The organism is Ruegeria sp. HKCCA0370 (genome assembly GCF_013033705.1).
Taxonomy (GTDB): Bacteria; Pseudomonadota; Alphaproteobacteria; order Rhodobacterales; family Rhodobacteraceae; genus Ruegeria.
This window is the reverse complement of the sequence record NZ_WQEP01000001.1, coordinates 189,991-213,330: the sequence shown is the minus strand read 5'-3', so window position 1 is coordinate 213,330 and position 23,340 is coordinate 189,991. Positions and strand designations below refer to the sequence as shown.

General features: G+C 59.0%; 21 protein-coding genes. 12 read left to right on the top strand and 9 right to left on the bottom strand.

Features of this window, described 5'->3' with window-relative positions:
* Positions 1 to 4 precede the first annotated feature (4 nt).
* Both GOW31_RS01065 and GOW31_RS01060 read right to left on the bottom strand, forming a co-directional pair.
* On the bottom strand, positions 5 to 1,576 hold the full coding sequence (locus GOW31_RS01065) for a Re/Si-specific NAD(P)(+) transhydrogenase subunit alpha (RefSeq protein WP_171167279.1): 1,572 nt from the start codon (positions 1,574 to 1,576) through the stop codon (positions 5 to 7).
* Between the two features lie 129 nt (positions 1,577 to 1,705).
* The gene (locus GOW31_RS01060; RefSeq protein ID WP_171167277.1) at positions 1,706 to 2,155 is read right to left on the bottom strand and encodes an isoprenylcysteine carboxylmethyltransferase family protein; all 450 of its coding nucleotides are present in this window, start codon (positions 2,153 to 2,155) and stop codon (positions 1,706 to 1,708) included.
* Positions 2,156 to 2,329: 174 nt separating this feature from the next.
* Here GOW31_RS01060 and kynU point away from each other — a divergent pair, with 174 nt between their 5' ends.
* Positions 2,330 to 3,523: a kynureninase gene (gene kynU, locus GOW31_RS01055; RefSeq protein WP_171167275.1), complete on the top strand. Its 1,194-nt coding sequence runs from the start codon at positions 2,330 to 2,332 to the stop codon at positions 3,521 to 3,523.
* Here the strand turns inward: kynU and GOW31_RS01050 are convergent.
* Entirely contained in the window at positions 3,516 to 4,094 is a 579-nt protein-coding gene (locus tag GOW31_RS01050; protein WP_171167273.1) for a TetR/AcrR family transcriptional regulator, read from the bottom strand. The two genes, kynU and GOW31_RS01050, sit on opposite strands and share 8 nt — an antisense overlap.
* Before the next feature lie 99 nt (positions 4,095 to 4,193).
* Here GOW31_RS01050 and GOW31_RS01045 point away from each other — a divergent pair, with 99 nt between their 5' ends.
* Together GOW31_RS01045 and GOW31_RS01040 are read left to right on the top strand one after the other, a co-directional pair.
* Positions 4,194 to 4,658 carry a (2Fe-2S)-binding protein gene (locus GOW31_RS01045; RefSeq protein ID WP_171114974.1) on the top strand — a complete coding sequence of 155 codons (465 nt, stop codon included), beginning with the start codon at positions 4,194 to 4,196 and terminating at the stop codon, positions 4,656 to 4,658.
* Positions 4,659 to 4,661: 3 nt separating this feature from the next.
* Positions 4,662 to 6,902, top strand: a complete 2,241-nt coding sequence (locus GOW31_RS01040) for a xanthine dehydrogenase family protein molybdopterin-binding subunit (RefSeq protein WP_171167271.1) — start codon at positions 4,662 to 4,664, stop codon at positions 6,900 to 6,902.
* A gap of 129 nt (positions 6,903 to 7,031) precedes the next feature.
* Here the strand turns inward: GOW31_RS01040 and GOW31_RS01035 are convergent, their stop codons facing one another.
* The 5 genes from GOW31_RS01035 to GOW31_RS01015 form a co-directional block, all read right to left on the bottom strand.
* Complete coding sequence (locus GOW31_RS01035) at positions 7,032 to 7,766, bottom strand: autotransporter outer membrane beta-barrel domain-containing protein (protein ID WP_171167270.1); 735 nt, start codon at positions 7,764 to 7,766, stop codon at positions 7,032 to 7,034.
* Between the two features lie 247 nt (positions 7,767 to 8,013).
* Positions 8,014 to 8,172, bottom strand: coding sequence for a hypothetical protein (locus GOW31_RS01030; RefSeq protein ID WP_171167268.1), 159 nt, complete (start codon positions 8,170 to 8,172; stop codon positions 8,014 to 8,016).
* Between the two features lie 440 nt (positions 8,173 to 8,612).
* Entirely contained in the window at positions 8,613 to 9,392 is a 780-nt protein-coding gene (locus GOW31_RS01025) for a gamma-glutamyl-gamma-aminobutyrate hydrolase family protein (protein ID WP_171114968.1), read from the bottom strand.
* A 219-nt stretch (positions 9,393 to 9,611) separates the two neighbouring features.
* The gene (locus GOW31_RS01020; RefSeq protein ID WP_152458631.1) at positions 9,612 to 10,037 is read right to left on the bottom strand and encodes a heme-binding protein; all 426 of its coding nucleotides are present in this window, start codon (positions 10,035 to 10,037) and stop codon (positions 9,612 to 9,614) included.
* 71 nt (positions 10,038 to 10,108) lie between these two features.
* Entirely contained in the window at positions 10,109 to 12,244 is a 2,136-nt protein-coding gene (locus GOW31_RS01015; RefSeq protein ID WP_171167266.1) for a malate synthase G, read from the bottom strand.
* Positions 12,245 to 12,450: 206 nt separating this feature from the next.
* Here GOW31_RS01015 and pepN point away from each other — a divergent pair, with 206 nt between their 5' ends.
* From pepN to cysK, 7 genes are all read left to right on the top strand, one after another.
* Complete coding sequence (gene pepN / locus GOW31_RS01010; RefSeq protein WP_171167264.1) at positions 12,451 to 15,003, top strand: aminopeptidase N; 2,553 nt, start codon at positions 12,451 to 12,453, stop codon at positions 15,001 to 15,003.
* Entirely contained in the window at positions 15,000 to 15,428 is a 429-nt protein-coding gene (locus GOW31_RS01005) for a hypothetical protein (protein ID WP_171167262.1), read from the top strand. The genes pepN and GOW31_RS01005 overlap by 4 nt, the downstream gene beginning before the upstream one ends.
* Before the next feature lie 129 nt (positions 15,429 to 15,557).
* The gene (locus GOW31_RS01000) at positions 15,558 to 16,817 is read left to right on the top strand and encodes a hypothetical protein (protein WP_254439953.1); all 1,260 of its coding nucleotides are present in this window, start codon (positions 15,558 to 15,560) and stop codon (positions 16,815 to 16,817) included.
* 81 nt (positions 16,818 to 16,898) lie between these two features.
* The gene (gene gatB / locus GOW31_RS00995; protein WP_171167260.1) at positions 16,899 to 18,410 is read left to right on the top strand and encodes an Asp-tRNA(Asn)/Glu-tRNA(Gln) amidotransferase subunit GatB; all 1,512 of its coding nucleotides are present in this window, start codon (positions 16,899 to 16,901) and stop codon (positions 18,408 to 18,410) included.
* A 147-nt stretch (positions 18,411 to 18,557) separates the two neighbouring features.
* Complete coding sequence (pepT, locus tag GOW31_RS00990; protein WP_171167258.1) at positions 18,558 to 19,814, top strand: peptidase T; 1,257 nt, start codon at positions 18,558 to 18,560, stop codon at positions 19,812 to 19,814.
* A gap of 80 nt (positions 19,815 to 19,894) precedes the next feature.
* Positions 19,895 to 20,314 carry a DUF4177 domain-containing protein gene (locus GOW31_RS00985; RefSeq protein WP_171167256.1) on the top strand — a complete coding sequence of 140 codons (420 nt, stop codon included), beginning with the start codon at positions 19,895 to 19,897 and terminating at the stop codon, positions 20,312 to 20,314.
* A gap of 196 nt (positions 20,315 to 20,510) precedes the next feature.
* Positions 20,511 to 21,587, top strand: coding sequence for a cysteine synthase A (gene cysK, locus GOW31_RS00980; RefSeq protein WP_171167248.1), 1,077 nt, complete (start codon positions 20,511 to 20,513; stop codon positions 21,585 to 21,587).
* A gap of 13 nt (positions 21,588 to 21,600) precedes the next feature.
* Here the strand turns inward: cysK and GOW31_RS00975 are convergent, their stop codons facing one another.
* Positions 21,601 to 21,855, bottom strand: a complete 255-nt coding sequence (locus GOW31_RS00975) for a BolA family transcriptional regulator (RefSeq protein WP_171167246.1) — start codon at positions 21,853 to 21,855, stop codon at positions 21,601 to 21,603.
* Positions 21,856 to 21,962: 107 nt separating this feature from the next.
* Between GOW31_RS00975 and GOW31_RS00970 the strand changes: the two genes are divergently transcribed.
* Positions 21,963 to 22,589, top strand: coding sequence for a J domain-containing protein (locus tag GOW31_RS00970; protein ID WP_152458640.1), 627 nt, complete (start codon positions 21,963 to 21,965; stop codon positions 22,587 to 22,589).
* A gap of 127 nt (positions 22,590 to 22,716) precedes the next feature.
* Positions 22,717 to 23,310 (top strand): hypothetical protein, encoded by a 594-nt coding sequence (locus tag GOW31_RS00965; RefSeq protein ID WP_171167245.1) that lies wholly within the window; start codon positions 22,717 to 22,719, stop codon positions 23,308 to 23,310.
* Positions 23,311 to 23,340: the final 30 nt, after the last annotated feature.

Here is a 23,340-nt window from a genome sequence, read left to right as displayed (position 1 = left end):
CTCCTTAAGATTTCTGGAACATGGCGAGCATGCGCCGGGTTACGAGGAAGCCGCCGAAGATGTTGATCCCGGCCATGAAAACGGACAGTGCCGCCAGCAGAATGACCAAGAACGACCCCGATCCGATCTGCATCAAAGCCCCGACGATGATGATCGACGAAATCGCGTTGGTGATCGCCATCAGCGGAGTGTGCAGGCTGTGCGCGACGTTCCAGATCACCTGGAAGCCCACAAAGATGGCCAGCACGAAGACGATGAAGTGCTGCATGAAACTGGCCGGAGCGATCAGCCCCACCAGCAGCATCAGCGCGCCCCCGACACCCAACAGGGTGAACTGCTGCTTGGTCTGCGCCTTGAAGGCCGCGATTTCCTGCGCCTTCTTTTCTTCCGGGGTCAGTTCCTTGACCTCGGGCTTTTTCTGCGCCGCGATCGCCTGCACCTTGGGTGGCGGCGGCGGGAAGGTGATCTCACCCTCATAGGTCACGGTCGCGCCGCGGATCACGTCATCTTCCATGTCGTGGTTGATCTGACCGTCCTTTTCAGGCGTCAGATCGGTCATCATGTGACGGATGTTTGTCGCGTACAAAGACGAAGACTGCGCCGCCATCCGGCTGGGGAAGTCGGTATAGCCGATGATGGTCACGCCGTTGGGCGTCACGACCTTTTCGTCCGGCACGGTGCCTTCGACATTCCCGCCGCGCTCGGCCGCAAGGTCAACGATGACCGAGCCCGGCTTCATTGCCTTGACCATGTCTTCCAGCCACAGCTTGGGCGCCGGACGGTTGGGGATCAGGGCCGTCGTGATGACGATGTCCACTTCCGGGGCCAGCTCTCGAAACTTGGCCAGCTGCGCATTGCGGAACTCTTCTGACTGGACGGAAGCATACCCACCGGTGGACGCACCATCCTGCTGTTCTTCTTCGAAGTCCAGATAGACGAACTCGGCCCCCATCGATTCGACCTGCTCGGCCACCTCGGGGCGCACATCGAACGCGTAGGTGATTGCACCCAGCGAGGTTGAAGTGCCAATCGCGGCAAGCCCGGCAACACCGGCCCCGACGATCAAAACCTTTGCAGGTGGAACCTTGCCTGCCGCCGTCACCTGACCGGTGAAGAAACGGCCAAAGTTGTTGCCGGCTTCGATCACCGCGCGGTAGCCGGCGATGTTGGCCATCGACGACAACGCGTCCATCTTCTGCGCGCGTGAGATACGCGGCACCATTTCCATGGCGATCACATTTGCGCCCTTGGACTTGGCAAGTTCCATTCCTTCTTCGTTTCCGGCAGGATTGAAGAAGGAAATCAGCGTCTTGCCCTTGGTCAGACGCTTCAGTTCCGTCTCGGTCGGGATACGAACCTTGGCGATGATATCTGCGGCCTTCCACAGCGATGCCGCGGTTTTGACAACCTCAACGCCCACAGCCTCATACGCCGCGTCCGAAAAGCCGGCGGCAGCACCTGCGCCTTTTTCGATCAGGCACTCATAGCCCAGTTTTTGCAGTTGCACGGCCGAGTCCGGTGTCATCGCGACCCGGTTCTCGCCGTCCAGTATTTCCTTTGGCGTGCCTATCTTCACTGGCAGTCCCCCTAATTCTTACTCGGTCTGAGCGGGTGATCGGTATTCTTTGTTAAGCAAAGATGTATCCTGCGCAACATTATTTCGCAAGCGCAGCATTTTTGACGTGATGTCATTGCGGAATCCACCCTAAATCCAGCGCCGTGTCTTGCGTTCGTAACGCGCGAAGTCGGCGTGAAAGGTACGACGCAGGCGGTCTTCTTCCGGTAGGATGAACCGACGCTCCAACACCCAGACGAAGACTGGTACAAGAACCAGGGACAGGACGGCATCAAATCGAAGGACAAGACTCGCAAGAATCAGAACGTCGCCCACATAGATCGGATTGCGACTGCGCTTGTAGATGCCGGATTGCACCATTGATGACGGGGTTTCATGCGGGATGACGGTTGTCTTGTGACGGCGGAATTCGACCACCGCCAGAACAGCCATCAGGATTCCACCTCCGATCAACACCCCGCTCAGAAGATCCGTCAAACCACCCTCAAGCGACAGGCCCAGCTTCAGATACCTGGCCTGCAACCAGGCAAGAGCTGCAAAAGCAATCAACCAAACCGGCGGAACGTCCATCCAGCGCATGCAAAGCCCTCATTGAATGACGACAAGATCAAGCACATGTCGCTTCTGCGCGATGTCCTACCGCTTTTGAGCCAAAATGGCAAAAGACCAGTATGTCGCATCGCATGGACTCATTATCGCGGATCGACTACCTCAATAGCAATCACCGACGTTCACACGAGTTAGCGAGCCTTCATGACTGATTTTGCGGCAACCAAAGCCATGTTCGACCTGCCAGAGGGCGTCATCTATCTGGATGGCAACTCTCTGGGCCCCCTGCCGAAATCAGCCGGTGCCCGAGTGCAACGGATGCTGACGGACGAATGGGGCCAGATGCTGATCACCGGATGGAACAAGGCTGGTTGGATGGCCCTGCCCACCGCGCTTGGTGACCGGATTGGCCGCCTGATCGGAGCAGAGCCCGGCAGTGTGGTGACCGGAGACACCTTGTCGATCAAGGTCTATCAGGCCGTGGCCTCGGCCCTTGACCTGAATCCGGATCGCAAAGTGGTTCTGTCCGACAACGGCAACTTTCCTTCGGACCTGTACATGGCGGATGGCTTGCTGCGCTCGCTTGGGGACGCGTATGAGTTGCGCGTCGTTGATCCCGAAGCTGTGGCCGGCGCAATCACCGAAGAGGTCGCTGTTCTTATGTTGACCGAGGTGGATTATCGCTCGGGTCGGATGCACGACATGAAGGCGCTGACCGAACTGGCGCATGCCAACGGCGTGGTAACGGTCTGGGATCTGGCCCATTCCGCGGGGGCCATCCCCGTCGACCTTTCAGGGTGCAACGCCGATTTCGCGGTCGGGTGTACGTACAAATACCTCAACGGCGGCCCCGGCGCGCCAGCCTTCATCTGTGTCGCGCCGAGGTTGGCGGAACGCACACGCCCCGCCTTGTCCGGATGGCTGGGGCACGAAGCACCGTTTGCCTTCGATCTCGACTACCGCCCCGGCAGCGGCATTGAACGGATGCGGGTGGGAACGCCGCCCATCATCCAGATGACGGCCTTGTCGGCTGCGATGGACATCTGGGATCTGGCGGACATGACCGACGTCCGGGCCAAATCGATTGAACTGACCGAGCTTTTCGTAGAGCGCGTCGAGGCAACCTGCCCGGATCTGCAACTGGCCAGCCCCCGTGATCCGCAGCAGCGCGGCAGCCAGATCTCGTTCCGTTTCAAGGAAGGGTATGCCGCCATGCAGGCCCTGATCGCCCGTGGCGTGATCGGAGATTTTCGAGCACCCGACATAATGCGGTTCGGCTTTACACCTTTGTATATCGACGAATGCGATGTCGAACGCGCCGTCGGGATTATGGCCGATATCATGCAGAACCGCCTGTGGGACACGCCCGAATACAGGGTTCGTCAGCGCGTTACCTGACTTCGAGTCCGGCGCCGAAAAGGGCCGCGACCTGTGCGACCTGCTGTTCATAAACCTCGGCCCCGGCGCCAATCAGCTTCAGCCCCTTGAGCGTGGCCGTGATCGTCCGACCGGTCTCTGCCGCGTCAGCCAGCAGGCGAACCCGGCCCGCCTTTTCCTGTTGCGTCAGCCAGTCCGCATAGAGCGCGGCCAGCTTGGCCTCACCCGCCGCGATGATTTCCCCAGACAGGGATTTTGTGTTGTCGAGCATTTCAAGCCCGTGGGGCGAGGCCAGAATTTTTGCCATCCCCTCGGTCTGCGCCTGAATTGCGCGGGTCAGAACCTCAGGCACGGACCCCTGCGTCGCCAGCGCTTCGGCCACCGCAACGCTCTTTTCGGCATAGTACAGCTCGGTCAGCTTGCTGACGATCGCCTCTTTGTTCTTGTAATGCAGATACACCGCCGGCCGAGACATCCCCGCGCCGCGCGCGATATCGTCCATCGAGGTCTTTCGGTATCCATAAGTGGAAAACGCCTGAAACGCCGAGTTCAGGATCGCCTGTTGCCGTGAGCCGTCACCATTGTCTTTCATATACGAAGCCCTGACATTTTTTGTTCAATTTGTCAATTGACATCCTGACACTTTCGTCCAATTATGTCAGAAACCAGCCACAGCAACACGAGGTGCGCCATGGCGACGACCCTGAAGATCAACGGCAAGCAACATCAGGTGGATCTGCCTGATGACGTCCCCCTTCTTTGGGTTCTGCGGGACGAGGTCGGGCTGACCGGCACCAAGTTCGGCTGCGGCGTGGCCGCATGCGGGGCCTGCACCGTGCATATCGATGGCGAGGCCGTGCGCTCGTGCCAGGTGGCGCTGTCGGATGTCTGGGGTGACGTGACCACGATCGAAGGGCTCGGCTCGCCGGACGCGCTGGCCACGATCCAACAGGCCTGGATCGATCATCAGGTCGCGCAGTGCGGATACTGCCAGTCCGGCCAGATCATGCAGGCCGCGGCATTGCTGGCGGAAAACCCGGACCCCTCTGACGCAGACATCGACGAAGCGATGCAGGGCAACCTGTGCCGCTGCGGCACCTATCCCCTTATCCGCGCAGCAATCCATGACGCGGCATCCAAGCTGAAGGAGGCGTAAGCAATGGCTTCCGTTGGAAAAATCCTCCGCCGTACGTTCCTGATCGGCTCTGCCGCGATCGTTAGCGGCGTGGCCTTTGGCGCCTATTACGTGACCCGCCCCGCGGCCAACCCCTTGAAACCCCGCGAAGGCGAGGCAGCGCTGAACCCGTTTGTGCTGATTGACCAGAATGGTGTCACATTGTTCGCGCCCCGCGCGGAAATGGGTCAGGGCGTCCAAACCACATGGGCCGCGCTGATCGCCGAGGAACTGGATGTCGATCTGGATCAAATCACCGTTCTGCATGGTCCTGCTGCGGCGGCCTATTACAACTCGGCCCTTGTGGGCGAAGGGTTGCCGAACAAGGGGTACGATATCTCGAATTTCCAGCACAATCTGGGCGAGGCGCTGGGCATTCTGGGCAAGACGCTCAGCCTGCAAGTCACGGGTGGCTCGACCTCGATGAAAGATGGGTTCGACCGAATGCGGCAAGCCGGTGCTTCGGCCCGTGAAACACTCAAACGCGCTGCCGCAGACCGGTTGGGCGTCGACCCCTCGGATCTGAAAACGGCGTCAGGCCATGTCATTGCACCCAACGGCGACAAGATCGCCTATTCAATGCTTGCCGAGGATGCCGCCGGGCTGGAACCCGTTGAGGTACCGTTGCGAGACCCGTCTGAATGGCGCTATCTGGGCCGAAGCCAACCGCGTCTCGACATGGTGGGCAAGGCGACGGGCACCGCTGAATTCGGCGTCGATGTCCGCCTGCCGGGCATGAAATTCGCCAGCGTGCGAATGAATCCCAAACTGGGCGGCGCGATGAACGGCTTTGACGACAGCGCCGCAAGATCCATGCCCGGGGTTGAGAAGGTCGTCGATCTGGGCACAGGCGTGGCCGTGATCGCAAGCAACACATGGTTGGCCAATCAGGCAGTCGAGGCCATTGATGTCGATTGGGGCGACGCGCCCTATCCGCCGGAAACCGAAGACATCTTTGCCAGGATCGCCGAGGCGTTTGACGACGCACCGAACTCGACCATGCGCGACGACGGCGATGTCAGCGCGAGCCCGGAAAACGCCACTGAAATCACCGCCGAGTATCGCGTGCCCTATCTGGCCCATGCAACGATGGAGCCAATGAATGCCACCGCGCTCTACACGGGAAATGCGTTGGAACTCTGGTGCGGCAACCAGGCCCCCACACTTATTCAGTTCCGCGTTGCCAACACTGCCGGTCTGGATACCGAAGCCGTCCAAATCCACACCACCTATCTGGGTGGCGGGTTTGGTCGCAGGGGAGAACTGGATTTCGGCGAAATCGCAACCAAGGTTGCCATGGCCATGCCCGGCACACCGGTTCAGACAACCTGGAGCCGCGAAGAGGACATGCGTCACGACTATTTCCGCCCCGGCGCCATCGCCCGGATGCGCGGCGCGGTTCAGGACGGCAAGGCCGTGCTCATTGACGGGAAGGTCGCGGCCCAATCTCCGACCCAACAGGTGGTCGAGCGCTACACCGGGTTCCCCGGCGGCGGCCCTGACAAGGTGCTGGTCGAAGGTTTCTTCAACCAGCCCTACGCGGTACCGAATTACCGCATGAGCGGCCACATTGCTGATTTGGCTGTTCCCGTGGGGTTTTGGCGCTCGGTCGGCAACAGCCATAACGGCTTTTTTCACGAGACATTCATGGATGAGATGGCTCATGCCGCAAGCCGTGACCCGCTGGAGTTCCGGCTGGACCTGATGAAGAACGAACACGCGCCGTCGGCGGGATGTTTGGAAGCCGTGAAGGACATGTCAGGCTGGACGGGTCAGACGACCGAAGGCGTCGGCCGGGGCGTGGCCTTCACATACAGCTTCGGCACCCCGGTGGCCCAGGTCATCGAAGTGGTCGACGAAGACGGCACCATCCGCATCAGCAAGGCCTGGATTGCCTGCGACATGGGGCTGGCGCTGGACCCGGAAAACGTCAAGGCACAGATGTTCGGCGGCATGATGTACGGCCTGTCTGCCGCATGTTTCGGCGAGATCACCTTTGCGGAAGGCGAAGTCGAGCAGTTCAACTTCCCCGACTATGACGCGATGCGGATGCACACAGCCCCGCAGGTCGAGGTGCGCGTGCTGGAAACCAATCGGCATATGGGCGGTGCGGGCGAGCCCGGAACACCGCCTTCGATGCCGGCACTTGGCAATGCGCTATTCGACCTGACGGGCAAGCGCGCACGTTCCCTTCCGCTGATCAATCAGTTCAACCTATTGATCTGATCGTCTTGGTGCCGCCTTTTGACTTGAGGCGGTGCTTTCCTTTTTCGCCCCTTTAGGATCAGAAGCTGACAGAAAGAAAAATGGACGCTTCGGTCGTATCCAGATCATCGTCGAACAAACTCAGATATCTCAGTGTCGCCTCGACAAAAACGGCCTCACTCGCGCGCGCACCCCCACGCGCGAGGCCCAAGTCAAGTCGGTCTGCGATCCAGCGCCTAATCCAACATTTTCACGGTCGAACCAGTAGGTCGCGCTCAGCGTCGCAAACGGAGACACGATTGATCGCGAAGTGACAAATGGCCTGCTGATTTCCAACTCAGGTGTTAAGGCGCTGTAACTCGCTGAAGCAACTTCGCCAACTATGTTGACCGGAACACCTGCCACAGTGCCGCTCAGATCATAGTCTTCTGCGCTGTAATTGTAATAGTCATAGGCAATCGACGGACGTAACAGGAAATTCCCGGCCTCGTACTGACCGATCGCCTCCAGATTGGCTCGCCACCGGGTCCGGTCGAAATCGCCACTTAACCCCAGCACGTTCACATCCGTCGAAAACTCGCCGAAGGTCGCCAGTCCATTCAGCACCCATCTCTCGGACATGCGCCAGGCAATATAGGGGCCCGCAGCAAGCCCTTTAGTGTCTTGTCTGAATTGACCCTGAAACCCTTCGACATCAAGGTTTTCATATTCAACCTGAAATCCAACGACCAAGTCCGGCCTGACAAGCCTGTCGAACCCCGCCGCAAAATAGTTGTCATTTATGTCGACTTCTCTGACCCCGCGCGTGTCTTCGATTTCGGTATAAGTGAAATCTGTCCATACATTCCATGTGGACGGCGGCGCGAGATCTCGGCCTTCGGTCAAAGGAGGGCCCACAATAGGAGCAGTAACAGAGGGATCACATAATGCCGCGTCAAGTTTACCCGTCGCTACGTCAACACACTCAACACCGACAGCGTATACCCCGTCAGCAGCACTTTGTGGTCGAGTACGAGGTATAGCGGCCGCAGTTCCACCTCCAGCAAAGCCACCACCAGAGCCACCGGAACCGCCACCGGAGCCACCTGAACTGCCACCACTGCCAAAGCCCGCCGGAGCCACCTGAGCCACCTCAACCGCCAAAGCCGCCGCCCGAGCCACCTGAACCGCCACCGGAGCCGCCTCCGCCGCCACCTCCACCGGGCAAGCTCCAGTTTCTCTGTTGGTTTTGCGTATCGATCAGGCAATCCTTGCCATTTGGTGCTCCACCGATTTCGAACAATCGGTGCATTCCACCATTTCCGTTTGAGACAAAGGGTGAAAAACTTAGATGAACGCCTCTGCGAGACTTGTTCCACGTGTCCACCGTTGTGTTGCCTTGCGCGGCTTCCAAACGAAAACCGCCTTGCTCAGTCGCAGACAACCAAACGGAGGATGCTGAATCACGCGTGCGTCCGATGTAGAGCAGCTCACCTAAAGAACCACACTGCTGCGCATCACTTCAGCTGCGAAACCGGAAGTTGCTAATAATGTCACTGCGAGAAACCTAACTGAACACAGTCGCCTTTGGGTTGATCCTTGCATATCTCAATCTCGCACCGTTTCGTGGCATCGGGGGCAAGCATTCAGACCTGCTGGCGGATAAACAAAGGTATTGGGCTCGTCTCATAAACAATTATTCGAATGTTGCGATTCAGAGACGGGGAATCGAGGGCAGCCCACTGGCGCCGGTCAAGCAGATTGCCTTAGCCTTGCAGAACGATTTCTACAATTCCAGTTTCTAACCGCATCGCCGAAGGCTTCGAACAGGGGGCGCGAGACCGGGTCATTGATCGCATCCCATTCCGGGTGCCATTGAACCGACAAGGTAAAGCCGGGCGCATCCTTGATGTAGATCGCCTCGGGCGTCCCGTCCGGTGCATGGCCATCAATGACCACGCGCTGCCCAATCGTTTTGATGCCCTGACCGTGCAAGGTGTTGGTCATGACCTCGGTTGCGCCGAACAGTTTGTGGAAAACGCCGCCGTTTTCCAGTGCCACCACATGACGCAGAGCAAACTTTTCCTCCAAGGTTCCATCGGGCGGCATCCGGTGGTTCATCCGCCCCGGCAGATCGCGGATCTCGGGATAAAGCGTTCCGCCCATGGCAACGTTAACTTCCTGAAACCCCCGGCAGATGCCCAAAAACGGCTGCCCCCTTTCAACGCAGGCACGAACCAGCGGCAGAGTTATGGCATCTCGTGCCCGGTCGAATTCGCCATGTGCATCGGTTGCAGGTTCCCCGTATTCTTCCGGGTGCACGTTCGGGCGACCGCCTGTCAGCAGAAAGCCGTCACAGACCTCCAGCAACTCATCGACCGACACGTAACGCGGATCTGCGGGTATCAACAACGGAAGACATCCTGACACGTTGGCCACGGCATCCGAATTCATCGTTCCCCCAGCATGTGTGGGGTATTGATCGTTCATGAGGTACGAGTTGCCGATGATACCGACGACAGGCCGAGACATTCCGCTTTCCCTGCTGTTGTTGTGCCTGTCAAGGAAGCTAGCGGCAGCGGATTTAACGTGCAAGAATACACGCCCTGCGTGAAAGCGCAGGGACGTGTTCGAAGACGCACTGTACGTTCTGGTCTGCCCAGCTTAATTGGAAAAATTTTCCAACAAACAGCTACGCGGGGGAATAATTTCCCCACTCAGATGGAAAGACGTATTAATACAACGCTCTCGTTAAATCTCACCGATCAGGCCGGCTGCCTCAATTCCCGCCATTGCGGCCAGCGCATCATTGTCTGATGTGTCTCCGGTAACCCCAACGGCGCCGATCACGGCCCCCTTGCGATCACGCAACAGCACGCCACCCGGAACAGGCACGACCTGACCACCATAGACGCCATTTACCGAGGCCATGAAATAGGCTTGTGTTTCGGCGCGTTGCATCTGCGCAGTGCCCGCCATTCCCAGCATGACCGACCCATAGGCCTTGCCCTGCGCAATCCCGAACCGGCCCGGTGCTGCACCATCCTCGCGCTCGAACGCAATGACATGCCCACCGGCGTCCAGAACCACGACGGAGAGCGGCTTCAACTCCATCTCTCGGCCCTTTTCCAGGGTTTTTCGGATGATGGTGCGGGCCTTGCGTAGGGAAACTGACATCTGAAGGTCCTCTCGTCAGATTGAAGTTCGACAAAGCCCACAAACGATCGGTCTGTGGGCTTTTTTCGGTGTTATCTTTGGCTGGCTTTCAATTCCAGACGGCGCGCATGCAGGACCGGCTCGGTATAGCCCGACGGCTGAACCCGGCCCTTGAACACCAGATCGCAGGCCGCCTGAAAGGCGATACCGTCAAATCCCGGCGCCATCGGTGTGTAATTCGGATCGTCTACATTCTGGCGATCCACGACGGCGGCCATCTTTTGCAGTGCGGCCATGACCTGAGCTTCATCCACGATGCTGTGATGCAGCCAATTGGCCAGTGCCTGCGACGAAATCCGGCACGTCGCGCGGTCTTCCATCAGGCCGACATCGTTGATGTCGGGCACCTTGGAACAGCCAACGCCCTGATCGACCCAACGCACGACATAGCCAAGGATACCCTGCGCATTGTTTTCAAGTTCACGCGTGATTTCCTCGTCACTCAGATTGCGCCCAGCCAGCAAGGGGATGGTCAACAGATCCTTCAACGTACCACGTGCGCCGCATGCGGCCAGCTCGTCCTGACGGGCCAGCACATCGACCTTGTGGTAATGCGTTGCGTGCAGGGTTGCGGCCGTGGGCGACGGCACCCAGGCACATGTCGCTCCGGCCATGGGGTGGCCGATCTTGACCTCAAGCATATCGCCCATGCGATCCGGCATGGCCCACATGCCCTTGCCGATCTGCGCCTTGCCCTTCAGGCCACAGGCCAGACCAATATCGACATTGCGATCTTCATAGGCCGCAATCCATGGCGTATTCTTGATGTCGCCCTTGGGCAGCATCGGACCGGCCTCCATCGAGGTATGAATTTCATCGCCTGTCCGGTCCAGGAAACCCGTATTGATAAAGGCGACCCGTGATTTTGCGGCGCGAATGCACTCTTTGAGGTTGACCGAGGTGCGGCGTTCCTCATCCATGATGCCCAGTTTCACCGTGTTGCGCGGCAGGCCCAGAATGTCTTCGACCATGTCGAATATCTCGACCGAAAACGCAACTTCCTCGGGCCCGTGCATCTTGGGCTTCACCACATAGACAGAGCCCTCGACAGAATTGCCCCCGTCTTGCTTCAGGTCGTGCATGGCGATCAGGGTGGTGCACAGAGCATCCATAAGGCCTTCGCCGATCTCGCGCTCTTCTGCGTCAAGCACGGCCGGGTTGGTCATCAGGTGACCCACGTTGCGCACGAGCATCAGCGACCGGCCTTTCAGCTTGGCCTGATCACCCGACGGAGTGATAAAGCTCAGGTCCTCGGCCAGTTTCCGAGTGAACGTGGTGCCGCCCTTGGTGACCTCTTCGGTCAGGTCGCCTTTCATGAGGCCCAACCAGTTGCCATAGGCCACGACCTTGTCGGCAGCATCGACGCAGGCAACCGAGTCTTCACAATCCATGATGGTGGACAGCGCGGATTCCAGCCGGACATCTGCGATGCCCGCGGGATCGGTCGCGCCTATGTTGCTTGTGGGGTCGATCATGATCTGGATGTGCAGACCGTTGTTTTTCAACAGCACAAAGTCGGGCTTGTCTGCCGAACCGCCAAACCCGGCAAATTGGGCGGGATCGCCCAGCGCAGGGGTCAACGCACCGTCGGTGATACCCAATTCGGTGACATCCGCCCATGATCCCGATGCCAGAGGCACGGCATCATCCAGAAACGCCTTGGCCCACGCGATTACCCGCGCGCCGCGCGCCGCATCATAGCCACCGCTTGCCGGCAGATCCCCCATTGCATCCGTTCCGTACAGCGCATCATAAAGGCTGCCCCAGCGCGCGTTGGCCGCGTTCAGGGCAAAGCGTGCATTGGTAATCGGAACAACCAGTTGCGGGCCCGGGGTCAGGGCGATCTCGGGATCGACATTGGCCGTTTCAATCTGGAACTCGTCGCCTTCTTCGACCAGATACCCGATCTCTTTCAGGAAAGCCTCATATTCAGCGGCATCGGTGTTCTGCCCCTTTCGGGACATGTGCCACCCATCGATGCGGCTTTGGATCTCGGCCCGTTTGGCCAGCAGCTCACGGTTTTTCGGCCCCAGTTCGTTCACCATCCGCGCCATGCCGGCCCAGAACTTCTGCGAAGAGACGCCCGTGCCCGGCAGCGCCTGCGTCTCGATGAACTCAGCCAAAACCGGATCGATCTGCAGTCCGCTCAGGGTCTGTCTGTCCGTCATATTCCTGCTCTCCTGCAATTGTGCGCCATTGTATGCACTGTGACTTAGGCGGAAAGTTTCCGATAGGCAACTTTCATCCCGTCATTTGGGGCATTCGCTTCGGCTTGAAGCTGTTTCAAAAACCTCAAGGCAATGGCAGGGCCGGTTGCAGCGCCGGAACGAAGCCCCTAACGTCGCGCCAGTCCCGAACAGATACGAGGCCCAAGATGCGCGATGCTGCCCCCACCACGATCTACCTGAAAGACTACACACCGTTTGGCTATCTGGTGGACAGCGTGCACCTGACCTTTGATCTGGACGCGCACGCCACGCGCGTCACCTCGCGCATTGCGTTCCGGCCTAATCCTGACGCCACTGACCGCACATTCTTTCTGCATGGGGAAGAACTGAAACTGATCCGCGCCGCCATTGACGGGGCCGAGATCACGCCGGATGTGACCGATAAAGGACTAACCGCAGATGCCCCGGACGCGCCGTTCCTGTGGGAAGCCGAGGTCGAAATCGACCCCGGAAACAACACCGCGCTGGAAGGTCTGTACATGTCGAACGGCATGTACTGCACACAGTGCGAGGCCGAGGGGTTCCGCAAGATCACCTTCTATCCCGACCGTCCCGACGTGATGTCCACCTTCACCGTTCGGATCAACGGCGACCTGCCGGTTCTGCTGTCGAACGGCAACCCGTCGGGCAAGGGCGATGGCTGGGCCGAATGGGTCGATCCATGGCCCAAACCCGCCTATCTGTTCGCTCTGGTCGCCGGAGACCTGATCGCACATCCCGGTCAGTTCACCACCAGGTCAGGTCGCACCGTCGAACTGAATCTCTGGGTCCGTCCCGGAGACGAGGGGAAATGCGCTTTCGGCATGGAGGCGTTGAAGAAGTCGATGAAATGGGACGAGGATGTCTATGGCCGTGAATACGATCTGGACGTCTTCAACATCGTCGCCGTCGATGACTTCAACATGGGCGCGATGGAAAACAAGGGGCTGAACATCTTCAACTCGTCGGCCGTTCTCGCCAGTCCCGAAACTTCGACCGACGCCAATTTCGAACGGATCGAGGCGATCATCGCGCATGAGTATTTTCACAACTGGACCGGCAACCGCATCACATGCCGCGACTGGTTCCAGCTGTGCCTCAAGGAAGGTCTGACAGTTTTCCGGGATGCGCAATTCACCTCAGACATGCGCTCGGCCCCGGTGAAGCGCATCCACGATGCCATAGACCTGCGTGCCCGGCAGTTCCCCGAGGACAACGGTCCGTTGTCGCATCCAGTGCGGCCAGAAAGCTTTCAGGAGATCAACAACTTCTACACCGCCACGGTTTACGAAAAAGGTGCCGAGGTCATCGGCATGCTGAAACGGTTGGTCGGGGATGCGGCCTATGCCAAGGCGCTTGATCTGTATTTTGAACGCCATGACGGTCAGGCCTGCACGATCGAGGACTGGCTGAAGGTTTTCGAAGACACCACCGGGCGCGATCTGACACAATTCAAACGTTGGTACAGCCAGTCGGGCACTCCGCGCATCAGGGTTCAGGAAGACTGGGCCGACGGCACCTATACACTTACGCTGAAACAGCGAACCGATCCCACGCCGGGACAGGAGGAGAAACTGCCTCAGGTCATCCCGGTTGCAGTCGGCCTGCTTGGGCCCAATGGCGATGAGGTTCGCGCGACCGAGGTGCTGGAACTGACGCAGGCCGAACAGAGCTTTGCGTTCACTGGTCTCGCGGCGAAACCCACAGCATCGATCCTGCGCGATTTCTCGGCACCTGTCATTCTGGAACATGACCAGTCGAACGCGGAACGCGCGTTTCTTCTGGCGCATGACACGGACCCGTTCAACCGTTGGCAGGCAGGACGGGATCTGGCGCAGGACACCCTGATGCGGATGATCCTTCAGGATGCGGCACCGGATACCGATTACCTTGACGGAGTGTTGGCCGTGCTGCGCAATGACGAACTGGACCCGGCCTATCGTGCGTTGATGCTGGGATTGCCGACACAGTCGGAATTGGCAGCGGCCCTGCATGACCGCGGCCACACGCCCGACCCCATGGCGATCTGGGCCGCGGTGGAAACGCTGCGGCAGGCAACGGCCCAGAACGTGCAGGATTTGCTGCCCCGCCTGCACAGTGAGGCCTTTGTGGACGGCCCCTACAGCCCGGACGCCGAGCAGTCCGGCAAACGGGCACTTGGCAGCGCTGCGCTGGCATTGACCTCTCGTCTGGATGGTGGGGCGATGGCGGCTGAGGTGTACGACACAGCCGACAACATGACGTTGCAACTGACTGCGCTGTCTTGCCTTTTACGCGCCCGCAAGGGTGAGGCGCAGTTGGACGCATTCTACGAACAGTGGCAGCATGACCGGCTGGTCATGGACAAATGGTTTGGCCTGCAAGTCGCGATGGCAGCACCCAAGGCGACACCCGCGATTGCCACGACCCTGACCGAGCATTCGGATTTCAACTGGAAAAACCCGAACAGGTTCCGCGCCGTCATGGGGGCCCTGGCGATGAACCACGCAGGGTTCCACCAGCCGGATGGCGCCGGATACGCCCTGCTTGCAGACTGGCTGATCCGTCTGGACCCGGTGAACCCACAGACCACTGCGCGTATGTGCTCGGCGTTTCAGACCTGGAAACGGTATGATCCGGATCGTCAGGCCCTGATGCGTGCGCAGCTTTCCCGCATCGCGGAAACACCGAACCTGTCGCGGGACACGACCGAAATGGTGTCCCGCATCCTCGGCGCATGACGCCTTACAGCTTTGCCCGCAGCAACCGGAGTTTGCGAACGCTGGCCATCCTGGCCGGTGTTTATGCGGCGTTGCTGGCGCTGGTTTTCCTGTTTGACGCGGCCTGGTGGATCGCTGGGCTGCTGTCCCTTGCCACCCTGCCCGCACTTTGGGACGTGGTTCAGAACACTCGCGCGGGCATGCAATTGGATCAGGATGCACTGAGCTGGTTCACGGGGAATCGGCAGGCAGAGGTCGCGCTGCGCGACATCGACCATTTCCGCTTTGACACCCGTTGGGATTTCTCCGTTCGTGTGTCGATTGTTCTGCATTCCAGTAAACGAATCCGTCTGCCGGATGAGTCGCTTCCGCTGCATCGGGATTTGGAAACCCTTCTAAACCAAGCCGGAATTCGCGTAGAACGGCATCATTTCACCGTTTTCTGAAACACTGCGCCTTTGAAGGGTGAATTGGACACTAAAAAGGAAAATTATTCGGCAATTTACTTGATTTGAACCCGATATCCCGCCAGACTTCGGTGTCAGTTATCAGTTTTTTCAGTTTTGAGTTTCGCCATGTTTCGGTCGCTAAGGGCACTGTTCGCCCCATCCACAGCCAGTCCTACAAATGCTTCAGCAGACCTGTGCGCGACAAAATCCGCGCTTGCGGCAGCCTTGCCCGAGCAGGGTCAGCTCAATATTCCCGTTGCAAGATCCGACCGCGATGATCTGATCGGACATTCCACGATCGAACATGGCCGCTACCTCGCCCGGCAGGACCGCTGGGCAGAGCTGTCGCAGGAAATGCGCGTGGCCGATCAGGGTCGCGCCGCTGTTTCAGATGGTATGCCGGTTGCCGATCTGTTGGCGTTCGGCGCCAGATCTGACGTGGTTCTGGCCGCTGAACATGCGCTTTCGGATGGCAAGGCCATCTCGGATTACGACTTGTTGGGGGGCATCTCGGAACTTGAAGGCGAGATGGCGGACAACCCCGATGATCCAATGATCGCCACCGTCGTATCCCTTGCCCATATCGATCTGGCATGGGCTTGGCGCGGCACGGCCTCGGACGCGACGCTGCCACCCTTGCACCGGTCACGCTGCGCCGCTCATTTCGACCGTGCCGCAGCGATCCTGCCCAAGTGCAGGAAAAACGCCCCCGACAGCCCCCTGATTGCTGCGGCCGGGTGTGCGCTACTGGCTGGTCAACGCAAATCCAACGCGCGGGTGTCTGACGAATATGAACGCCTGATCACGCTGGATCCACGCAATCAGCGCCACATGCGCGCGATGGGCAGCCACCTTCTGCCCCGCTGGTTCGGCAGCTACGAAGAGCTGGAGCTGCAAGCCTTGCGCACGGCCGCCAGGACACAGGATATCTGGGGCGCGGGCGGATACTCATGGGTTCAGTTCGACGCCATCGCATTGGACGAAGAGGCCTGTGCCCGCGTCGATATCGAGTATTTCCTTGAAGGTCTGCGTGATATCGTACGCCTGCGGCCCGATCAGCAGATGATCAACATGCTGTCATCCTACTGCGCGATCACCGTCCAGAACGGATTTGGCCTGAACGATCAGGCCGACCTTGTCCGGTCTCAGATGCGCGACACGGCAAACTGGCTTATCCGCGATCATCTGACGGAATTGCACCCCTTGATCTGGGCGCATGCGGCCAACGGCTTCAACAATTCTGTCCGCATAAACTCGCCCGAGCGATTTGCTGCGCGCGGTCAGCGCGATGCCTTGCGCGCCATCTCGGATCTGTTCCGGGAAGAATTGCGCAGCGGTATGGATGTGACGTTCACACCTTCGGGCCTGCGGTTTTCCCAGAACTGAACACGACAGGATTCCCCCTTGCCCCTAGGCCCTGCCGGGCCTAATACGCAGGCTTAGACTTCTGCGGAAATGAGGCGCGCCATGCTCGATCTGACATACGAAATGCCCAAACCCAAAACCATTGCCGGGGCCAAGCACGATTGGGAACTGGTCATCGGGATGGAGGTGCATGCTCAGGTCTCATCCAATGCCAAGCTGTTTTCGGGTGCATCCACCCAATTCGGGGCCGAACCGAATTCGAACGTGGCCTTCGTGGACGCGGCGATGCCGGGAATGCTGCCGGTGATCAATGAATATTGCGTGGAACAGGCCGTGCGCACCGGGCTGGGCCTGAAGGCGGATATCAATCTGAAATCGGCCTTTGACCGCAAGAATTATTTCTACCCCGACCTGCCGCAAGGGTATCAGATTTCCCAGCTTTACCACCCGATCGTGGGCGAAGGCGAAGTGTTGGTCGAACTGGGCGACGGCACCGCGCGCAAGGTGCGGATCGAGCGCATCCACATGGAGCAGGACGCGGGCAAATCGATCCACGACATGGATCCGCATATGTCCTTCGTCGACCTGAACCGCACCGGCGTCTGCCTGATGGAGATCGTCAGCCGCCCGGACATCCGCGGGCCGGAAGAGGCCGCGGCCTATATCGCCAAGCTGCGCCAGATCATGCGTTACCTGGGCACCTGCGACGGCAACATGCAGAACGGCAACCTGCGGGCCGATGTGAACGTCTCGATCTGTTTGCCCGGCGCCTATGAGAAGTATCAGGAAACACAGGATTTTTCGCATCTCGGCACGCGCTGCGAGATCAAGAACATGAACTCGATGCGCTTTATCCAGCAGGCGATCGAGGTCGAAGCCCGCCGTCAGATCGCCATCGTCGAGGCCGGCGGCGAGGTCGAGCAGGAAACGCGCCTGTACGACCCGGACAAGGGCGAAACCCGTTCGATGCGGTCCAAGGAAGAAGCGCATGATTATCGCTATTTCCCCGACCCTGACCTGCTGCCGCTCGAGATCGAGCAGGCCTGGGTCGATGACATCGCCGCCAGGCTGCCGGAACTTCCCGACGACAAAAAGGCGCGTTTCATCAAAGACTTCGGCCTGACCGATTACGATGCTTCGGTGCTGACCGCCGAGGTTGAATCCGCCGCCTATTTCGAGGAAGTGGCCAAGGGCCGCAACGGAAAACTGGCCGCGAACTGGGTCATCAACGAACTGTTCGGTCGGCTGAAGAAAGAAGACCACGACATCACCGATTCACCCGTGTCACCGGCACAATTGGGCGGGATCATCGACCTGATCTCGTCGGATGCGATCTCGGGCAAGATTGCCAAGGATCTGTTCGAAATCGTTTACACAGAAGGCGGTGATCCGGCGCAGATCGTTGAAGATCGTGGCATGAAACAGGTGACCGACACCGGCGCGATCGAGGCCGCTTTGGACGAGATCATCGCAGCCAACCCGGCACAGGTCGAGAAGGCCAAAGTGAACCCGAAGCTGGCCGGCTGGTTCGTGGGTCAGGTCATGAAAGCCACCGGCGGCAAGGCGAACCCGAAAGCCGTCAACGAACTGGTCGGCAAGAAGCTGGGCTCGTAAACCTTTCGTTTTGTACAAGCCTGCCGGCAGTCTTTGGCGGGTTTGTACAATCCGGTTTCTCACGAAATCTCAAAACTTGGGGTCAAGCCATTGGCTTGACTTCCTGCTGTTCGCGCCCTTTCCTCCGCCACAGAGAGGTGAGGTATTATGCAAAGCAGATTTGATCAGGAACTCGAAGACCGGCTGGTGCGCTATGCCGCCATCGACAGTCAAAGTGACGAGACATCCCCGACGACCCCGAGCACTCAGATCCAGTTCGACATGCTGAACCTGTTGCGTGATGAGCTGATCCAGATCGGCGCGCAGGATGTTGAGATGACGGGCGACAGTGTTGTCGTCGCGACCATTCCCGGAACGGCGCCGGGGCCGACCGTGGGCTTTCTGGCCCATGTCGATACGGCCCCTCAGTTCAACGCAACCGGCGTCAAGCCGCGGGTGATCAAGGGGTATAACGGTGGCGACATCACCTTTCCGGACAACCCGGATCTGGTTCTTTCTCCGGATGACAACCCCTATCTGGCCGAAAAGATCGGCCACGACCTGATCACCGCGTCGGGCACAACCCTGCTGGGCGCGGACGACAAGGCCGGTGTATCGATTCTGATGACGATGGCACGGCACCTGATCGAAAATCAGGATATTCCACATGGCCCTATTCGTATCGCGTTCACTCCGGATGAAGAGATCGGCCGGGGCGTCACGGAACAACTTCCCAAGGATCTGGGCGTGGATTTTGCCTATACGCTGGATGGGCAGCAAGTGGGTGAGATCGAGTATGAAAGTTTCTCGGCCGACCGCGCCGTGATCCGGATCGAGGGTGTTTCGATCCATCCCGGCCTGGCCAAGGAAAAGATGGTGAACGCCACGCATCTGGCGGCAAAGATCGTGCAGACATTGCCTCAGGCCACCATGACGCCGGAAACCACGGACGGGCGCGACGGCTTCATCCATGTCACTGACATGAACGGCGGATCATCCGAGATGGAGATCAAGCTGATCCTGCGTGATTTCGAGATGGACGGGCTGGAGGCGCAACGAAACATCGTGCGGCAGGTCTGCGCCGCCGTGCAGGCCACGGAACCGCGCGCGACCATCACCTGCGACATCAACCACCAGTACCGCAACATGCGGTATTGGCTGGAAAACGACATGACTCCGGTCGAGCTGGCGCGCGATGCGTGTCGCGAACTGGGGGTTGAACCGTTGTCGGTGCCGATCAGGGGCGGCACGGACGGATCCCGCCTGACCGAATTCGGCACCCCCTGCCCCAACATCTTCACCGGGATGCAATGCGTTCACGGCCCGTTGGAATGGATTTCAGTGCAGGACATGGCGCTGGCGACGGAACTGTGCCTGTCGGTTGTGGCCAAGGCGGCACAGGCCGAAACGAATGGTCAGAGGTGAATTCCGCCGGATGAGCAAGGGCCCTTTCACCCGGGGGGCAGCGTGTTAAGTTAGCGCGGAAACGCATTTAGGAACAGTAGATGAAGCGCTACGAATACAAGGTCATTCCCGCCCCGCAAAAAGGTGTCAAAGCCAAAGGCGTGAAAACGGCCGAGGGCCGCTTTGCCGTCTCGGTCGAGCAACTGCTGAATCAGATGGGTCAGGATGGCTGGGAATACCAGCGGGCCGAGCTGCTGCCCAGCGAGGAGCGCTCGGGTCTGACCGGATCGACCACAAACTGGCGCAATGTGCTGGTGTTCCGCCGCGTGGTGGAAGAGGAAGTCGATGCCTCGTGGGTCGGCGCAGTACCTGAGATGGATGACACCCCGCTGGCCCAGCCGATTCCGGGCCCCGACGAGGTGCAGGCGCCGAAACCAATTGCGGCAGAGCCGGACGAGCCACCTTTGTCGCTGAAGCGGTCTGATGACGCCGCTGATGAAAGTGGCCCTTCAAAAACATAGACTTGGGGACTGGTACGGACGACGGACCGAATGCAATCGACCTGTGGTCTTGTGCAGAACGTCCGTTTTCTCTCTGACGTATCGCGAGTCAATCCGGGTACGGCCCGTGTCTTCATAACGGTATTGGCAGGCAATAAGGGCTACACCCTCGGGAAATCTGTGGCATGTTAGCCGGATATTCTGGAGGGACATCGAAATGGCTATTCGACAGACACAAGGGCGGACACGCCTGTATGACAGCATTCTCGACACGGTCGGTGACACGCCCTGCATTCGGGTCAATCGGATCTCGCCAGAGCATGTGACCGTCTATGTGAAATTCGAGGCCTTCAACCCGGCAGGCTCGGTCAAGGACAGGTTGGCGCTGAACATCATCGAGGCCGCGGAACGTGACGGGCGGCTGAAACCCGGACAAACCGTTGTCGAAGCGACATCCGGCAACACCGGGATCGGGCTGGCCATGGTGTGCGCGGCCAAGGGATATCCACTGGTCGTGACGATGGCCGAGAGCTTCTCGGTCGAGCGGCGAAAGCTGATGCGGTTTCTGGGTGCGAAGGTTGTTCTGACCCCGAAGGCGCAAAAAGGGTTCGGCATGTATACCAAAGCCAAGGAACTGGCCGAGGAAAACGGATGGTTCCTTGCCAGCCAGTTTGAGACCTCTGCCAATGCCGATATTCACGAGAACACGACGGCGCGGGAAATTCTTGCCGATTTCGAAGGCGAACGGCTGGATTATTGGGTGACGGGCTACGGGACCGGCGGCACCGTTTCGGGTGTTTCGCGTGTATTGCGGAAAGAGCGGCCCGAAACAAAAATCATACTGACCGAACCGGCCAATGCAGCCATCGTGTCATCGGGATACGTCAACACCCGAAACGATGATCACCAGCCGACCGAAAGCCACCCCAGTTTCGAACCTCATCCGATTCAAGGCTGGACACCGGATTTCATCCCGTGGGTCCTTCAGGAAGCCATCGACAATTCCTATTATGATGAGCTGATCCCCATTTCAGGACCCGAAGGGATAGAATGGTCGCGCAGGCTTGCCTCGGAGGAAGGGATTTTCACTGGGATTTCGGGTGGATCGACCTTTGCGGTGGCCATGAAGTTGGCGGAATCCGCACCGGCAGGCTCTGTCATGCTGGTCATGTTGCCGGACACGGGCGAGCGATACCTGTCGACCCCCCTGTTCGAGGGAATCGAAGAGGGCATGACGGAGGAAGAGTATTCCATCTCGGCATCGACGCCGTCCGCACAGATGAAGGCGGACTGACACGCAAAGATCTTCAGACGCCGATATCCAGGGCCAGCGCATGGATGCGCGGCACGATGTCGCCCAGCGCCTTGTGCACGGCGCGGTGGCGGGCGACGCGGGATTTGCCTTCGAAAGCGCTGGCGCGGATGCGGACGTTGAAGTGACTTTCACCGCCTTCCTGATAGCCCGCATGGCCCCGGTGGCTTTCGCTGTCGTCGATCACTTCCAGCTCGCGCGGATCAAAGGCGGCTTGCAGGCGGGTTCGGATTTCGTCGGTCACACTCATTTTTTTGCTTAGCGGCAAAAATATTGCCGCACCCCTCTTCTACTTTCGGCTGCTTAGATTAAACTGCTGCCTCCGAGTCGAAAAGACGCGTTCTTGAGGATTAGAGCATGGCGAAATCAGACCCCTTCGGATTCGATATGTCCGTTTCCAGCGCCAAAAAGAAGAATCCGCGGGGACGCCGGGGCATGTCGGGAGCCTCTGAAACCTCGGTCCGGATCTGTGACCACGAGGGATGTGAAGAGCCGGGAAAGTTCCGCGCGCCAAAAGCACCGGATGTCTTGGATGATTATTTCTGGTTCTGCCAGCAACACGTGCGGGAATATAATCAGAAGTGGAATTTCTTTGACGGCACCACCGAAGCCGAGCTGAACGCACAGCGTTCGAAAGACAAGGTTTGGGAGCGCGAGACCAAGCCGATGGGCGACCCCGAAGCACGTGCCTGGGCCCGTTTGGGGATCGAGGATCCGCATCAGGTTCTTGGTGCTAACAGCACGCAGAACAAAGGCCGCACGACGGGTGGCGGCGGACGACGCCTGCCGCCGACCGAACGCCGTGCGATCGAGATTCTCGAGGCCAATGACAGCTGGACCAAGGCCGAGGTTCGCAAAGCGTACAAGAAGCTGATCAAAGTGCTGCATCCGGACATGAACGGCGGAGACCGCTCGCAGGAAGAGCAGTTGCAGGAAGTTGTCTGGGCCTGGGATCAGATCAAGGACAGCCGGAACTTCAAGTAAGGGGACGGCTTTCCCTGCTTTGCGTTCGCGGCGCGCTCTGCCTGAATGGTTGGGTGCCGCAGACGACACAACCTGAAAAAACTGCGCAAGTTCCGTATGGAACCCTGTTTCATTCCACACGAAAGTGATGGAGGATTTGGGACAGGAGTTTCCAGGGATCAGTTTCGTGCGCACATCCATTTGCCTGTTGCTCGTCTCGCTAAGCGGGCTCATCGCTGCCAGTTTCATTCCGACTGACGCGGATTGGTTGTTCCTTTTGGCGCTGATTTGCGTGATGGCCAGCACAATCCTGTTCATACGGGCCTGGTTCAGGTGGCGCCGGGCCAATACATGGATCATCGTGGACGGCTCGAACGTCATGCACTGGAAAGACGGCTCCCCGGATCTGGACACGTTGAAGAAGGTCCTTGAGACGTTGAAGCGCGCAGGGTTCAAACCGGGCGTCATGTTCGATGCGAATGTCGGGTACAAAGTCGAAGGCCACTATATGGACGACCGGAAGCTGAGCCGCGCCCTGGGCCTACGATCCAAGCAGGTCATGGTGGCCCCCAAAGGGACACCTGCGGACCCGCTGATCTTGCAGGCGGCGCGGGATAGCAAGGCACGCATCGTCACAAATGACCGGTTTCGGGATTGGGTAGACGAGTTTCCGGATGTGTTGAAAGCTGACCGTCTGGTAAAAGGTGGCTTTCGCAAAGACGAGCTTTGGTTTTCGCTATAGTCAAGCAACAGTTGACCCAAGGCACAGATG

Excerpts from the sequence above, each read along its gene's own strand:
- GOW31_RS01060 (WP_171167277.1), bottom strand. The coding sequence starts at position 2,155 with ATGCGCTGGATGGACGTTCCGCCGGTTTGGTTGATTGCTTTTGCAGCT.
- kynU (WP_171167275.1), top strand. The coding sequence starts at position 2,330 with ATGACTGATTTTGCGGCAACCAAAGCCATGTTCGACCTGCCAGAGGGC.
- GOW31_RS01050 (WP_171167273.1), bottom strand. The coding sequence starts at position 4,094 with ATGAAAGACAATGGTGACGGCTCACGGCAACAGGCGATCCTGAACTCG.
- GOW31_RS01045 (WP_171114974.1), top strand. The coding sequence starts at position 4,194 with ATGGCGACGACCCTGAAGATCAACGGCAAGCAACATCAGGTGGATCTG.
- GOW31_RS01040 (WP_171167271.1), top strand. The coding sequence starts at position 4,662 with ATGGCTTCCGTTGGAAAAATCCTCCGCCGTACGTTCCTGATCGGCTCT.
- GOW31_RS01030 (WP_171167268.1), bottom strand. The coding sequence starts at position 8,172 with ATGCACCGATTGTTCGAAATCGGTGGAGCACCAAATGGCAAGGATTGC.
- GOW31_RS01025 (WP_171114968.1), bottom strand. The coding sequence starts at position 9,392 with ATGTCTCGGCCTGTCGTCGGTATCATCGGCAACTCGTACCTCATGAAC.
- GOW31_RS01020 (WP_152458631.1), bottom strand. The coding sequence starts at position 10,037 with ATGTCAGTTTCCCTACGCAAGGCCCGCACCATCATCCGAAAAACCCTG.
- GOW31_RS01015 (WP_171167266.1), bottom strand. The coding sequence starts at position 12,244 with ATGACGGACAGACAGACCCTGAGCGGACTGCAGATCGATCCGGTTTTG.
- pepN (WP_171167264.1), top strand. The coding sequence starts at position 12,451 with ATGCGCGATGCTGCCCCCACCACGATCTACCTGAAAGACTACACACCG.
- GOW31_RS01005 (WP_171167262.1), top strand. The coding sequence starts at position 15,000 with ATGACGCCTTACAGCTTTGCCCGCAGCAACCGGAGTTTGCGAACGCTG.
- GOW31_RS01000 (WP_254439953.1), top strand. The coding sequence starts at position 15,558 with ATGTTTCGGTCGCTAAGGGCACTGTTCGCCCCATCCACAGCCAGTCCT.
- gatB (WP_171167260.1), top strand. The coding sequence starts at position 16,899 with ATGCTCGATCTGACATACGAAATGCCCAAACCCAAAACCATTGCCGGG.
- pepT (WP_171167258.1), top strand. The coding sequence starts at position 18,558 with ATGCAAAGCAGATTTGATCAGGAACTCGAAGACCGGCTGGTGCGCTAT.
- GOW31_RS00985 (WP_171167256.1), top strand. The coding sequence starts at position 19,895 with ATGAAGCGCTACGAATACAAGGTCATTCCCGCCCCGCAAAAAGGTGTC.
- cysK (WP_171167248.1), top strand. The coding sequence starts at position 20,511 with ATGGCTATTCGACAGACACAAGGGCGGACACGCCTGTATGACAGCATT.
- GOW31_RS00975 (WP_171167246.1), bottom strand. The coding sequence starts at position 21,855 with ATGAGTGTGACCGACGAAATCCGAACCCGCCTGCAAGCCGCCTTTGAT.
- GOW31_RS00970 (WP_152458640.1), top strand. The coding sequence starts at position 21,963 with ATGGCGAAATCAGACCCCTTCGGATTCGATATGTCCGTTTCCAGCGCC.
- GOW31_RS00965 (WP_171167245.1), top strand. The coding sequence starts at position 22,717 with ATGGAGGATTTGGGACAGGAGTTTCCAGGGATCAGTTTCGTGCGCACA.